The 12,136-nt window shown below is 58.7% G+C and carries 12 protein-coding genes; 5 read left to right on the plus strand and 7 right to left on the minus strand.

Annotation, left to right across the window (positions count from 1 at the left end; genetic code table 11):
• Positions 1 to 7: 7 nt before the first annotated feature.
• The 4 genes from phnD to IMCC20628_RS07270 all read right to left on the minus strand — a co-directional run bounded on the left by phnD (position 8) and on the right by IMCC20628_RS07270 (position 4,234).
• Positions 8 to 985 (minus strand): phosphate/phosphite/phosphonate ABC transporter substrate-binding protein, encoded by a 978-nt coding sequence (gene phnD / locus IMCC20628_RS07255; protein ID WP_047029667.1) that lies wholly within the window; start codon positions 983 to 985, stop codon positions 8 to 10.
• Between the two features lie 305 nt (positions 986 to 1,290).
• Positions 1,291 to 2,049, minus strand: coding sequence for an ATP-binding cassette domain-containing protein (locus IMCC20628_RS07260; RefSeq protein ID WP_245307937.1), 759 nt, complete (start codon positions 2,047 to 2,049; stop codon positions 1,291 to 1,293).
• Positions 2,050 to 2,080: 31 nt separating this feature from the next.
• Positions 2,081 to 3,202, minus strand: a complete 1,122-nt coding sequence (locus tag IMCC20628_RS07265) for an ABC transporter permease (RefSeq protein ID WP_047029669.1) — start codon at positions 3,200 to 3,202, stop codon at positions 2,081 to 2,083.
• Positions 3,203 to 3,286: 84 nt separating this feature from the next.
• The gene (locus IMCC20628_RS07270) at positions 3,287 to 4,234 is read right to left on the minus strand and encodes a sugar ABC transporter substrate-binding protein (RefSeq protein ID WP_197078469.1); all 948 of its coding nucleotides are present in this window, start codon (positions 4,232 to 4,234) and stop codon (positions 3,287 to 3,289) included.
• Positions 4,235 to 4,427: 193 nt separating this feature from the next.
• On the opposite strand from IMCC20628_RS07270, the gene IMCC20628_RS07275 reads away from it, so the two are divergent.
• Positions 4,428 to 5,426: a LacI family DNA-binding transcriptional regulator gene (locus tag IMCC20628_RS07275; RefSeq protein ID WP_047029671.1), complete on the plus strand. Its 999-nt coding sequence runs from the start codon at positions 4,428 to 4,430 to the stop codon at positions 5,424 to 5,426.
• A gap of 38 nt (positions 5,427 to 5,464) precedes the next feature.
• Here the strand turns inward: IMCC20628_RS07275 and IMCC20628_RS07280 are convergent, their stop codons facing one another.
• Positions 5,465 to 6,175: a hypothetical protein gene (locus IMCC20628_RS07280; RefSeq protein WP_047029672.1), complete on the minus strand. Its 711-nt coding sequence runs from the start codon at positions 6,173 to 6,175 to the stop codon at positions 5,465 to 5,467.
• A 244-nt stretch (positions 6,176 to 6,419) separates the two neighbouring features.
• On the opposite strand from IMCC20628_RS07280, the gene IMCC20628_RS07285 reads away from it, so the two are divergent.
• From IMCC20628_RS07285 to IMCC20628_RS07295, 3 genes are all read left to right on the plus strand, one after another.
• A complete protein-coding gene (locus tag IMCC20628_RS07285; RefSeq protein ID WP_047029673.1) occupies positions 6,420 to 7,331 on the plus strand; it encodes a cation diffusion facilitator family transporter in 912 nt (303 codons plus the stop codon).
• 72 nt (positions 7,332 to 7,403) lie between these two features.
• Positions 7,404 to 8,318, plus strand: coding sequence for an MBL fold metallo-hydrolase (locus IMCC20628_RS07290; protein ID WP_047029674.1), 915 nt, complete (start codon positions 7,404 to 7,406; stop codon positions 8,316 to 8,318).
• Positions 8,315 to 8,698 (plus strand): rhodanese-like domain-containing protein, encoded by a 384-nt coding sequence (locus IMCC20628_RS07295; protein WP_047029675.1) that lies wholly within the window; start codon positions 8,315 to 8,317, stop codon positions 8,696 to 8,698. The genes IMCC20628_RS07290 and IMCC20628_RS07295 overlap by 4 nt, the downstream gene beginning before the upstream one ends.
• 95 nt (positions 8,699 to 8,793) lie before the next feature.
• On the opposite strand, the gene IMCC20628_RS07300 is transcribed toward IMCC20628_RS07295, so the two are convergent.
• Entirely contained in the window at positions 8,794 to 9,588 is a 795-nt protein-coding gene (locus IMCC20628_RS07300; protein WP_245307893.1) for a DUF2182 domain-containing protein, read from the minus strand.
• Entirely contained in the window at positions 9,585 to 10,187 is a 603-nt protein-coding gene (locus IMCC20628_RS07305; protein WP_047029676.1) for a DUF1326 domain-containing protein, read from the minus strand. The genes IMCC20628_RS07300 and IMCC20628_RS07305 overlap by 4 nt, the downstream gene beginning before the upstream one ends.
• Before the next feature lie 123 nt (positions 10,188 to 10,310).
• On the opposite strand from IMCC20628_RS07305, the gene IMCC20628_RS07310 reads away from it, so the two are divergent.
• Positions 10,311 to 11,924, plus strand: a complete 1,614-nt coding sequence (locus IMCC20628_RS07310; protein ID WP_047029677.1) for a winged helix-turn-helix domain-containing protein — start codon at positions 10,311 to 10,313, stop codon at positions 11,922 to 11,924.
• Positions 11,925 to 12,136 lie beyond the last annotated feature (212 nt).

Consider the following 12,136-nt stretch of genomic DNA (forward strand, 5'->3'; position numbering starts at 1 on the left):
GAACGGATTAACCGCAGGTGTAGGTGACACCGTTGGCAGTGTCGATCTTGCGGACGACTTCCCAGAAGTCCTTGTAGTTCATTTCCAGGAACTGGCCTTCATTGGACTTTTCGAATTCCTTCTTCAGCGACGAGCCTTCCCAAGGGAAGGTGAAGAAGGCTTCCTTGATCTTTTCCTGAAGCTCGGGCTTGAGGTTGTAGACCACGCCGAAGCCGGTGGTCGGGAAGGTCTGCGACTTGTAGATCGATTTGACCTGTTCGGCCTTGATCACGTCGCGTTCGATCATCCGGCTCATCACCGAGTTGGCGATGGCGGCTGCCGGGTAATCCTTGTTGGCAACGCCGAGGATCGAGTTGTCGTGCTTGCCGGAGAAGGCAGGCTCGAAATCGGTTCCCGATACCATGCCGTATTCAGCCTTCAGCAGAGCTGACGGAGCCTTGAAGCCGGAGTTTGATGTTTCAGCTGTAAAGGCCAGGGTCTTGCCCTTGATGTCTTCAACCTTTTCGATGCCGGAGCCGGGATAGGTGATGATTTCCATCTCGTAGCCGAAGCCGCCATCAAGCGATGCCATGATGGTAAAAGGACGGAAACCGGCGCAGTTGACGGCAAGCGGATTGGAGCCGGTGTTGAAGCCTGCAATGTGCAGACGGCCCGAGCGCATGGCTTCAATCTGGGCGGCGTTCGACTGAACCGGGAAAAACACCGACTTCTTGCCGGTGATTTTGTCCATATGTGTCAGGAAATCCGACCATGCTTCCTTGTAGACAGCGGGATCTTCAACAGGTGTGTAAGCGAAGATCAGCGTGTCGGGATCAAGCAGCTCGGCTTCATCGGTCGGTGTGTCGGCGATCAGGTCGCCGTCGACATCGCAATAGCGCTCGTCCAGTGTGCCGCGTTCGCAATCGGCGGCGGATGCAGCCAGTGGTGCAGCGATGGTCAGGGCGACACCGGCGATGGTGCTCAGCAGAAACGATTTCAAAGTCATGGTTTTCCTCCCGTTTGGCTTTTTCGTTTTCCCGCAGGACTATTCTGGGTCAGTCGCCAAATGGCAAGCCCTTATGTGCAGAGTTTTTAAACAGCAGGCCGGAATTCCAAGGCTTTGCGGGTCGAAAAGGGCAGGGAGCCGCGCGTATGGCAAAGTCTTCGAAGTGCATTGATTGCGAAGATCAACCGAAAGTAAGGAGCCTTAAACGCACCCCATACGAAAACGGCAAATGAAAATACTTTGCCAAAAACAAATGGCGCGGCTTGAAGCCGCGCCACGATTATCTGTGGACAGAAGCTGTCGCGTCAGACAGTGCCGCCGAGAGAGCCTTCGAGCGCCACCATTTCCTGGCCGCCGGCCATCAGGTCCTGCAATTCATCCGGGGTGATCTGGCCGCGCTGGGCGGTGCCGAGCGTCTTGCCGCGGTTGAGCACGGTGAAACGATCACCCACTGCCATGGCATGGCGCACATTGTGGGTGATGAACACCACGGCTATGCCGTCCTTGCGCACCTTGTCGATTGTTGCCAGCACATTGGCGGTCTGACGCACGCCGAGCGCTGATGTCGGCTCGTCGAGGATCAGCACCTTGGCGCCGAAATGCACAGCCCGGGCAATCGCCACAGTCTGGCGTTCGCCGCCTGACAAGGTTCCGACAGCCTGGTCCGGGCCGCGCAGCGAAATGCCCATCTTGGTCATTTCTTCCATGGTCACGCGGTTGGCATGTTCATGGTCGAACAGCTTGATCGGACCAAAACTCTTCTCGGGCTCGTTGCCCATGAAGAAGTTGCGGCTTACCGACATCAGCGGAATCATCGCCAGATCCTGATAGACGGTGGCGATGCCGGCCGAGATTGCATCGCGCGGATCGTCGAAATGCATCGGCTTGCCTTCGAACATGATCTCGCCGCTGGTCGGCTTGTGGACACCGGACATGGTCTTGATGAAGGTGGACTTGCCGGCGCCATTGTCGCCAAGCAGGCAGTGGCATTCGCCGGGATAGATTTCCAGCGACACACCGGCCAGCGCAATGACAGAGCCGAAGTGCTTTTCGATGTTCTTCATTTCAATGAGGGGAGCGTGTTCGGGATTCATATCATCTCTCCCCCGTGATCATGCGCCGGATATAGGTGTTGAGCACCACGGCAAACAACAGGATGACACCGAGGAACACCCTAAACAGCGAGCTTTCGACATTGGCGAAGAAAAGCCCTTGCTGAACGACGCCAAAGATCAGCGCGCCAAGGGCGGCTCCAATGACCGAGCCGTAGCCGCCGGTCAGCAGCGCGCCGCCGATCACCACAGCGATGATCGCCTCGAATTCCTTCAGCAACCCGCGGTCGGCTCCGGCGGAGCCGAACTCCATCACCTGGCAGGTGGCGAAGACGCAGGCGCAGAAGGCGGTGAACATGAACATCAGGATCTTGACCCGGTTGACCGGCACGCCGACATAGCGCGCGGCCTGGGCATCGCCACCTGCGGCAAATATCCAGTTGCCGAATTTCGTGCGGGTCAGGACGAAGTGTCCGAACGCCACCAGCACCAGTGCCCAGATGATCAGCATGGGAATACCGTCAACCACCGGTTCTCCCATGCGATTGCCGCGCTCAAACACCGCAATGATGCCAGCATCGCCGAGCCAGGTGAACAGACCCTTGAGGACCTTGCCGCCAAACAGGGCAGCCAGCCAGTCGCCTTCGGCAGCCTTGTCGATGCCGCCGATGATGGTTTTGCGCTCGATCAACTGTGGCAGGTAGATTGTGAATCCGCGCAGGATGAACAGGAAGGCCAGCGTGACGATGAAGCTCGGCAGCCCGGTGCGTACGACGATGAAGCCGTTGAGCGCGCCAATTGCGATGCAGAGCGCAAAGGTGATGATGATGGCCTGCCAGACCGGCCAACCCAGGGTGATGGTGAAGATGGCGATCATCATCCCGGCAAAGCCGATCATCGAGCCGACGGAGAGGTCGAACTCTCCGGCGATCATCAACAGACAGGCGCCAACGGCAATGATCATGAACTGGGCCGAGACAACGGACCAGTTGAGAATGCCTTGGGAATTGAACATTCCGCTGTCGCCGGCGAAAATAGCAAAAAGCACAAACACGATTACTGTACCGCAGATGCCGCCGAGTTCGGGGCGGATCAGCGCTTTGCGCAGGGCCGATGTTTGCTTGATGCGTTCGTCGCTTGCGGGTGCTGCAGCCGTATCGGACATGAGACCTCACAGAAAAAAATGTCGATGGGAAGTGGGCAAAGGCGGCAGCGGCGCGCGAGCACGCCACTGCCTGGGAGGAACCCTCTAGCGGTATTCTCCGGCATATTTCTCCACCAGCTCAAGTCCGTCGGCGGTCACAAAGCCGGGGCCTGAGTTGATGTTGTTGCCTGGCAGCACGCCGTAACGGTGATAATTGGTCATCACGATCACCGGCAGGTAGGCCTGCAGGAAGGGCTGCTGGTCGATGCCCCAGTTGATGGTGCCGGCCTTGATGCCTTCAACAATGTTGGCGCCGAGATCGAAGGTGCCAAAATAGATGTCGCCGGCCATGCCGTTTTCATCAAGTGCCAGCAATGTCGGATCGGCGCTGGTCGGTCCGAGCGTCAGCACTGCATCGGTGTCCGGGTTGGCGTTGAGATAGGCCATGACGCGGTTTTTAATTTCGGCGGGATCCTGACCGGCATCAATCATCTGGTTGCCCAGATCAATGCCGAGACCATCGGCGAAGCCCTGGCAACGTTCGGTCGAGGATGGCGAGGAGATGTAGTGGTTGACGCAAAGGAAGCTGCCGATGCCATCGCCCTTGGCGCGCAAGCCGGCGGCGTAACCGGCGTCATATTCAGGCTGGCCGACATACATCAGCGCGCCCAGGTCACGGGCCTGGGACGGAGTGCCGGAGTTGATGATGATGACGTCAATGCCGGAATCTACGGCGGCCTTGATCGGGCCCGAAAGCACGTCGTAATCGGCAAGCGTGGTGATGATGCCGTTGGGACCGGAGGCGGCTGCCTGATCAATGATGCGGGCCATGTCGGCCAGGTCGCCGGTCGGCGGATTGCGGTATTCGACTTCAACACCCATCTGTTCGCCGGCCAGTGCGATGCCGTTCTTGATGGTGTTCCACCAGCTGTCGCTGTCGGGTGCATGGCTGACGAGGACGTAACGTTCGCCCTCGGCTGAGGCGGTGGTGGCGCCCAGAACCGGCGCTGCGAACACCGCAACGGCCAATGCGAGCTTTTTAGTCAGTGACATCATGATCTCCTCCCAGAGTTTTGTGTCGTATGCGTGGAAAAGCCGACCTCCAGCCGTCCCTCGATGATCAGGAAACCACGAATCAAATATTTTTGCAACCGGTTGCAAAAATGATTTCGATTTTCTTGCTTTCATTCGATTTTCTGGGCAGTAATGCGGGCCACAAGAGCCGGAAGAACGAGAGAGCAGCTCAATGCCACCTACACTGAAGGATGTCGCCGAACGGGCAGGCGTGTCGCGCGCAGCGGTCTCGCGGACGTTTACGGACGGCGCTTCGGTGTCGCTGAAGATGCGCAAAAAGGTCGTCAAGGCCGCTGACGAGCTGGGTTACAGCCCCAATGCGCTCGCCTCCAGCCTGACCACGGGACGCACCAAGCTGATCGGGCTGGTGTCCAACAACTTCCACAATCCGATTTTCCTCGAAGTGTTTGATCTGTTCACCCGCGGTCTTCAGGACCGTGGCTTGCGGCCGCTGCTGGTCAATCTGTCGGATGAAACCGATCCCGCACATTCGATCCGGATGCTGCGGCAATATTCGGTCGACGCAGTGGTGGTGGCCTCGTCAACATTGCCGCCGGGCTTTGCCAAATCCTTCCGCGATGCCGGTGTGCCGGTGGTTCACAGTTTTGGCCGCTATTCCAGTTCGCCTGACGTGCATGTGGTCGGCATCGACAATGTCGAATGTGGTCGCATGGCGGCGCGCGAGTTGATGCGGCGCGGCTACACCGATGTGGCGTTTCTCGGCGGTCCTGAATCGGCAACCTCGACCCAGGATCGTTTCAAGGGTTTCTTGGAAGAACTGTCCCGACATCCGGACGTCGCCGTGCGGCACACTTTCGCAGATGCCTATTCCTTCAATGCCGGGCGCAAGGAGATGCTCAAGCGTCTCGATGACAGGCCGGCTCAAGCTTATTTCTGCGGTGATGACGTGCTGTCGATCGGTGCGCTGAGCGCCATTACCGGCAGCGGCCTCAAGGTGCCCGATGACATCGGCCTGATCGGCCTCAATGACATGGAGATGGCGGGCTGGGAGAACATCAATCTGACCACCATCCGCCAGCCGATTGCGCAGATCATCGACTCCTCTATCGAACTGATCGCCTCGTTGCTGGCTACCCCCGACCGCTACCCGGAAGCGCGGTTGTTTTCCTGCCGGGTGGTCGAGCGGGGGACGCTGCGGCCGGTGGTTTGAGGTGAGGGCGGAAGCGGAAGCTTACCCCCAACTTCTGATCACAGCATCTGCGCCTTGTTCACAAGATCCTGTTTGCCGGGATATTGCGAGACGTCGACGCCTCGCTCAGCCAGTGCATCCCTGAGCTCGGTTTCGGAGAGCGCCTCAATCGCTTGAGTGGTCATGTTCATGAAATTGAGCTTGCGTTTGACCGGCGCATTGGTGTTACCGAACACACTTTTGTTTTCAAAACCAAACTCTTGGGCGTATTTGCCCATAAAGTGAGTCAGGAAGGTGTTGAGGGCCGGTCTGACGCGTGGGTCGTTGGTCATATGCGGTGCGGTGGCCTCCAGTGTGTCCAGCATCAATCTGGTCCAGCGCGCAGCCCCCTTTTCATTCATCAGCTGAATGGCGTTGTGGGTGTGGTGAAAATTCAACCGGAAGTCGCCGCCATGATAGGCCGGCCCTCCGCCCATCACATCAATCCACATTGCTGATTGGGTATGTATATGGTGCTCTACGGGGCCGACACGGGCAAACACCGAGGTAAACCAGTCCTCGTCGGCAAAGACGCGCCCGTAAAAATCGGTGACAATGGCGACGATCCGCTCTGGGCCAAGCACCGAATACAATTGCCAGATCTGTATCGGCCTGGCGACGTCATTTGAGGCATCCAGCGAGATAATATGCGCCATCCGGTGGGCATCCCTGGGCAACACTTTCCGTGAGATGGCCGAGAGGATGTAGTCCTGCTGGATTTTCTCGGACATGTAGCCGTGCCGCGTCGGATATGTCGGATAGTTATACTGGTTCACGCGTTGCGCCCTTGCACTGCTTGATTCTCAGTCCTGTTTCTCCGGCATATCTAGGCAGTCGATCCGGGCATTACAAATTCGGCGTAGAAGTCCATTTTCCGGTGTTTCGCAAGCGGACTCGATTTTTTACTTGTACCTATAGTGGCTCGAGGGATTAAACCCGTCATAACGGAATGCAGCGCAGAGGCGAGATAACACCATGGCCGGTCATCATCACCATCACCACATGGATCCCAATGCCGGCGACGCGCGCGTCTTCTGGGCGGTTGTGGTCAATCTCGGGCTGACGGTGGTGCAGATCATCGGCGGGATCCTGTCGGGAAGTCTGGCAATGATTGCCGACGCCATTCACAATCTGTCGGATGCGATGTCGCTGATCATCGCGTTCTTTGCCCGCAAGATTTCCCGGCGTCCCGCTGACAGTACCATGACTTTTGGCTATGGACGGGCGGAAGTGGTCGCCGCGCTGATCAATTACACCACGCTGATCGTCATCGGGTTTTACCTGATCTATGAGGCGGTGATGCGGTTCATCGAACCCTCCGGGGTTGACGGCTGGCTGGTCGTCATCATCGCCGGCATTGCGCTGATCGTCGATGTGGCGACCGCGATGCTGACCTATTCGCTGTCGAAAGACAGCGTCAACATTCGCGCCGCATTCCTGCACAATGTTGCCGATGCTCTGGGCTCTATCGCGGTGATTGTCGCCGGCACGCTGATCATTCTCTATGACTGGCAGATCATCGATCCGCTGGTCACTCTGCTGATCGCCGGCTACATCCTGTGGATGTCATTCTCCGAGATCGGCGGTGTCATCCGCATCCTGATGCTTGGCAGCCCGACAGAACTCAATGCTGCCGACGTGCTCAAGGTGATCGAGAATGTCGATGGCGTATCCAGCGCTCACCATATGCATTTGTGGCAGATGCAGGAACATCAGGCAGCGCTCGATGCGCATCTGGTCATCGATCGCCACCGCTGGGACGATGCCGACGCTATCAAGCAGGCGGTCAAGGAAGCGCTGAAACAGAGTTTCTCGCTCAGCCACACGACGCTGGAGATGGAATGCTCGCGGCATGCCTGCGTCGGGGCGGAAGTGATCGGCGATTAAGGCAAGGGCGATACTGGCCGGAACTTTCTCTCTCCCGAAACATTCAACAAGGGAGATATGAGGGAAAAACAGATGATCATTCACAGGACCAGTCGCTCGCGCGGGCCGGGATCGGCCGAGGTCACCGGATTTTATGACGAGGATACCGGCAGCATTCAGTACCTGGTTTCCGACCCGCAGACCGGAAAAGGTGCGCTCATCGACGTAGTGATGGGTTTTGATCCCGCTGATGCGTCGACCGATTCAAATGCGGCGGAGCAGGTCGTCGATTTCGCCAAGTCCGCCGGCATTGATATCGTCTGGATTCTTGATACCCATCCCCATGCCGATCACCTGATGGCCTCATCCTGGCTGAAACAGCGGCTCGGTGCGCCAAATGCGATCGGGGAGAAAACCGTCGAGATCGCCGAATTGTGGCGCAAGCTCTACCACATGCCCGAAGCTTTCAATCCCAGGCGAGACTTCGACCGGCTGTTTGCAGCTGGTGATGAATTCCACATTGGCTCACTTCCTGTGCGGGTGATGCTGACACCGGGCCATACGCTGGGATCGGTCAGTTATATTGTCGGTACCGACGCCGCCTTCGTCAATGACACCTTCATGCAGCCCGATGTCGGCACATCGCGGGCGGATTTTCCCGGCGGATCGGCCGGCGAACTCTATGACAGCCTGCAGGCAATTCTGTCGCTGGACGACGAGACGCGACTGTTCGTCGGCCACGATTACGGCACCGATGAACGGTCTGACCCTGAGTGGGAGTCAACTGTCAGTCAACAGCGGCGGGAAAACACGCATATTGCTGGTGATACATCGAAAGATGCCTATATAAAGCTGCGTGAACAGCGCGACCAGACCCTGGGCCTGCCGGACCGCATGCTGCATGTGTTGCAGATGAATCTGCGGGCAGGGCGCTCGCCCGAGCCGGAGAGCGATGGCAAGCGCTATCTCAAGATTCCCCTTAACCGATTTGAGAAAGAGACCTCATGAAAACCGAAAACCTCGCTAATGGCATCCTTGAAAGCTGGACGGCAAAGGAAGCGGCAGATGCTTTCGCACGTGACGAGATCGTGCTGATTGATGTGCGCACACCGCAGGAATACAGTTTCGAGCGCATCGAAGGCGCACTGCTGGCACCGATGCAGGCGTTCCAGCCGATGCACATGCCGGGGCAAACCGACAAGCGCATCGTGTTTCATTGCGGCTCCGGCGCGCGTTCGAAAATGGTAGCCGAGAAATTCCTGAAGGCCGGAAATGATCGCGTCGCCCACATGGAAGGCGGCTTCGGCGCCTGGAAAGATGCAGGACTGGAATATACCGGCACCGACATGACCACCGGCGCGCCCAAGCAGATGAAGAAATCAGCCTGAGCCTGTTCCCAACAACCTAATTCATGACCCAAGCCCGCGCGGACCACCCGCGCGGGCTTTCAACTGGAGCGGCGACAGCAGGCCAATCGGCGGCTTTACCCGGTCATCATCCACAGTCCTGCAGCAACCATGCCGGCGCCGCTCAGTTTTGTGAGCCATTCGCTGCCGGGCACGATTTTCTCGATCAGAACATAGAGCGCAATGGCGATGATCCAGAGCGTGTTCATCACGCCGGCGACAAACAGCAGCCCCATCAGCGCCCAGCAGCAGCCGATGCAGAACAGCCCGTGACGCCAGCCCATTGTCAGCGCGCCAAAACTTCCCTCCCGCCACTCGGTCATCAGAAAGCTCAACGGCGTACGGCATAACCGCAGGCAGGTCTGTTTGAGTGGTGTGAACTGGTAGAGCCCGGCTACCATGAGAATTGCGCCGGCCAACGGCCCTGTACCGGCCTTCATCATCATCGGGGACATCAGCGCCAGATGCGTCAGCCCTGCCTGGAAGATAGCCGCAGCGAGGCTGAATGCGGCCCAGGCCAGCACATATCCGCCGGAAAACAGGACCACCGGCTGCCAACCGGCGCCTCGGCTCCGGTCCAACGCCTGCATCCGTGCATAGGCGATGATCATTGGCGCGGCCGTCGGCAGCATCATCGCCGCCATCATCACCGCCCACATCAGGAACAGGCCAAACATCGGCATCGGCATGAACATCTGACCGGGCATCATCATCGAAGCCATGCCCGGGATCAGTGACATGTCGCCGATCATCAGGCCGAGATAGATCCAGCTGGCAATCGCCAGCGCCACCGGACCGCCGAGCAGAACCGCCAGCCGCGCCGGGGTGAACTGTACCCCAGCGCCGCCGACGGATTTTTGACCGGTGCTCACTGTTCGCTCTGATAGGCAAAGGGCGAGAATACGCCGGTCTTTTCGGTCAGACCCCATTCCATGCCGTGGTCGGAAAAGACATTCTTGCTGGCTTTTGCAACGGTCGCTGTAAAGCCCGGAGCGATGCACAGCGGATGGCCGGATACGGTGACCGGGCCGTCGCCCTGACCGGTGATCGCCTCAATCTCGACATCGGCGATTTTCGGGATGCTCAATCCGTATTTGCCGTCGCTGGCGGTGAAGTTGATCGGAACCGACCTGACGCCGAGGATCTGGCCGATGTGGCTGGCGAGCCGTGCCGGATGGCCGCCGCCCTGGCCGCCAAAGATCTTCATCAGGCTGGCATTCTGCGCCTCGCTGGCGCGTTCGTCGACATAGACGGCGACATTCCACTGGGTGGTCGCCATGTGTCCGGGCGAATGCACGGCCAGCGCCACATTGAGGCCTGACAGCAAGACGCCCTCGTCATTGCCGTCCTCGATATGCCAGCCGACCAGCGCCGTGCACTCGTCCTCGGTCGGCGGACTGAGGAACAGACACGGGCAGGCGCTCTCGCAATTGCAGCTTTCGAAATAGGTTCCCTTGAGTGACCAAGTCATTGCCGTCTCCTTGTTGGTTGGTATTGACCCAACTTAGGACGACGTCTGCGTCGTTGCTTGACGAGGGGATTGAGATTACATTCGGATTGCTACGATTTTCGATCAGGAAAAGATGGGCATTCAATGATTTACCGGTTTGGCGCTTTCGCCATCGATCCTGCGATCTTTGAGCTGAGCCAGCACGGTGAACCTGTTTCCATCGAACCCCAGGTGTTCAATGTTCTGTGGCATCTGCTGGCAAACCGCGACCGGATCGTTTCGCGCGAAGAGCTGATTGAGGCTGTATGGGATGGCCGTGCGGTGTCAGACACCACGTTGAGCAGCCGGATCTTCGCCGTGCGGCGCGCCGTGGGCGACAGCGGCGACACTCAGGATGTGATCCGCACCATCTCGCGCCGGGGTTTCCGCTTCGTGGCTGAGGTGACAAGTGACGATGACGCTGTTGCGTCCATAGATGCCGGGCAGGGCGATCCAGCCGAAACCAAGTCGGATACGGATCCGGAAACGGCATCGAACCCCGGCAATGCCGGCCCGGTGCCTGCCTTGCCGGAGGATACGCGGCAGAGGACGCTGATGCCGGTTCTGGCTGTCTTGCCGTTCAAGCGGGCGAGCCTGGGGCTGGACGAGTATTTCTGCGATGGCCTGACCGAGGACATCATCTCGAATCTGACCCATTTCAGCGAATTGCGGGTGATTGCCAGCGCTTCCTCGTTCCATTTCAAGTTACGAGATGCGCCCTTGGCCGAGATCGCCGATAAGCTTGGCGCCGACTACATCGTCGATGGCAGCGTCCGCCGCGAAGGGGAGAGGCTGCGTGTTGCCGTGCAACTGATCGAAGCCACCACCGGGGTGTCGCTGTGGGCCGACCGCTATGACCGGCCGATGGGCGACATTTTTGCGGTTCAGGACGCAGTCACCCACATGATCGCCGCCTCTCTGGGGGTGAAGATGCAGAACACCGCCTTGTCTCGCGCGCTGAAGAAAAGCCCGTCAGAACTCGACGCCTATGATTGCCTGCTGCATGCGCGGCGCTACACCGCGACGCTGGATGAAAAAATGCATGCCGAGGCCCGCGACCTTCTGGAGAAGGCCATCGCGCTCGACCCGACCTATGCCGAGGCGCACGCGCTGCTGGCCAATGTCTACCTCGCCGAGCACCGCTTTGACGCCAACCCGCGTCCTGACCCGATCGTCCGGGCGCTGGATATGGCGCTGAAGGCCACCGAGCTCGATCCGCAAAGCGCCTATGCCCATTGCTGGCTGGCGATCGTGCATTTCTTCCGCAAGGACATAGGCAAGTTTGAAGCCGAAGCTGCCCGGGCGCTGGATCTCAATCCGACCGATCCGGAGATTCTCGCCGAAGTCGGCCACTATCTGTCCTTCATGGGCGAATTCGAGCGCGGCATCGCGCTGTCGCAGCGCGCCCAGGAACTCAACCCGCTGCATCCGGGCTGGTACCATTTCAGCTTCGCGCGGCTGCATTACCGCGAGCGGCAATATGAAGACACGCTGGTCGACATGCAGCGCATCTCCATGCCCGGTTTCTACTGGTTTCATATGCTCAATGCTGCAGCCCTTGGCCAGCTCGACCGCAAGGATGCGTCCGAGGCGCTGGCGGCGATGAAACAGGTCAAACCCGGCGGCTCCGCGGCTGCGGAAATGAACAAGTGGAATCTCACCGACGAGGACCACGCCCACATCATGGAAGGCCTGCGCAAGGCCGGGTATGAGGGGTGAGGGGGCGGAGGCGCGCAGGGGGTTTGCAAAGGGCGGTGTGTTGGTTTCGGCCCAAACTTTTGTGCTGATCGTACCTAAGAGCCGTCTTTCACCCATGCTGCAGGATACTCGAACGGAAGCTCCGAGTATCGAAGTGTGGCGCCTTCAACGCCGCGCATCCAATTGGATGCGCAAAGGACGCTAACTCTTTGAATTGATGCATGTGCATTATC

The sequence above is a fragment of the Hoeflea sp. IMCC20628 genome, from assembly GCF_001011155.1.
Classification (GTDB): Bacteria; Pseudomonadota; Alphaproteobacteria; order Rhizobiales; family Rhizobiaceae; genus Hoeflea.

Coding starts and splice junctions, on each gene's coding strand:
- IMCC20628_RS07280 (WP_047029672.1), bottom strand. CDS start 6,175: ATGTCCGAGAAAATCCAGCAGGACTACATCCTCTCGGCCATCTCACGG.
- IMCC20628_RS07285 (WP_047029673.1), top strand. CDS start 6,420: ATGGCCGGTCATCATCACCATCACCACATGGATCCCAATGCCGGCGAC.
- phnD (WP_047029667.1), bottom strand. CDS start 985: ATGACTTTGAAATCGTTTCTGCTGAGCACCATCGCCGGTGTCGCCCTG.
- IMCC20628_RS07265 (WP_047029669.1), bottom strand. CDS start 3,202: ATGTCCGATACGGCTGCAGCACCCGCAAGCGACGAACGCATCAAGCAA.
- IMCC20628_RS07310 (WP_047029677.1), top strand. CDS start 10,311: ATGATTTACCGGTTTGGCGCTTTCGCCATCGATCCTGCGATCTTTGAG.
- IMCC20628_RS07295 (WP_047029675.1), top strand. CDS start 8,315: ATGAAAACCGAAAACCTCGCTAATGGCATCCTTGAAAGCTGGACGGCA.
- IMCC20628_RS07270 (WP_197078469.1), bottom strand. CDS start 4,234: ATGTCACTGACTAAAAAGCTCGCATTGGCCGTTGCGGTGTTCGCAGCG.
- IMCC20628_RS07290 (WP_047029674.1), top strand. CDS start 7,404: ATGATCATTCACAGGACCAGTCGCTCGCGCGGGCCGGGATCGGCCGAG.
- IMCC20628_RS07305 (WP_047029676.1), bottom strand. CDS start 10,187: ATGACTTGGTCACTCAAGGGAACCTATTTCGAAAGCTGCAATTGCGAG.
- IMCC20628_RS07275 (WP_047029671.1), top strand. CDS start 4,428: ATGCCACCTACACTGAAGGATGTCGCCGAACGGGCAGGCGTGTCGCGC.
- IMCC20628_RS07260 (WP_245307937.1), bottom strand. CDS start 2,049: ATGAAGAACATCGAAAAGCACTTCGGCTCTGTCATTGCGCTGGCCGGT.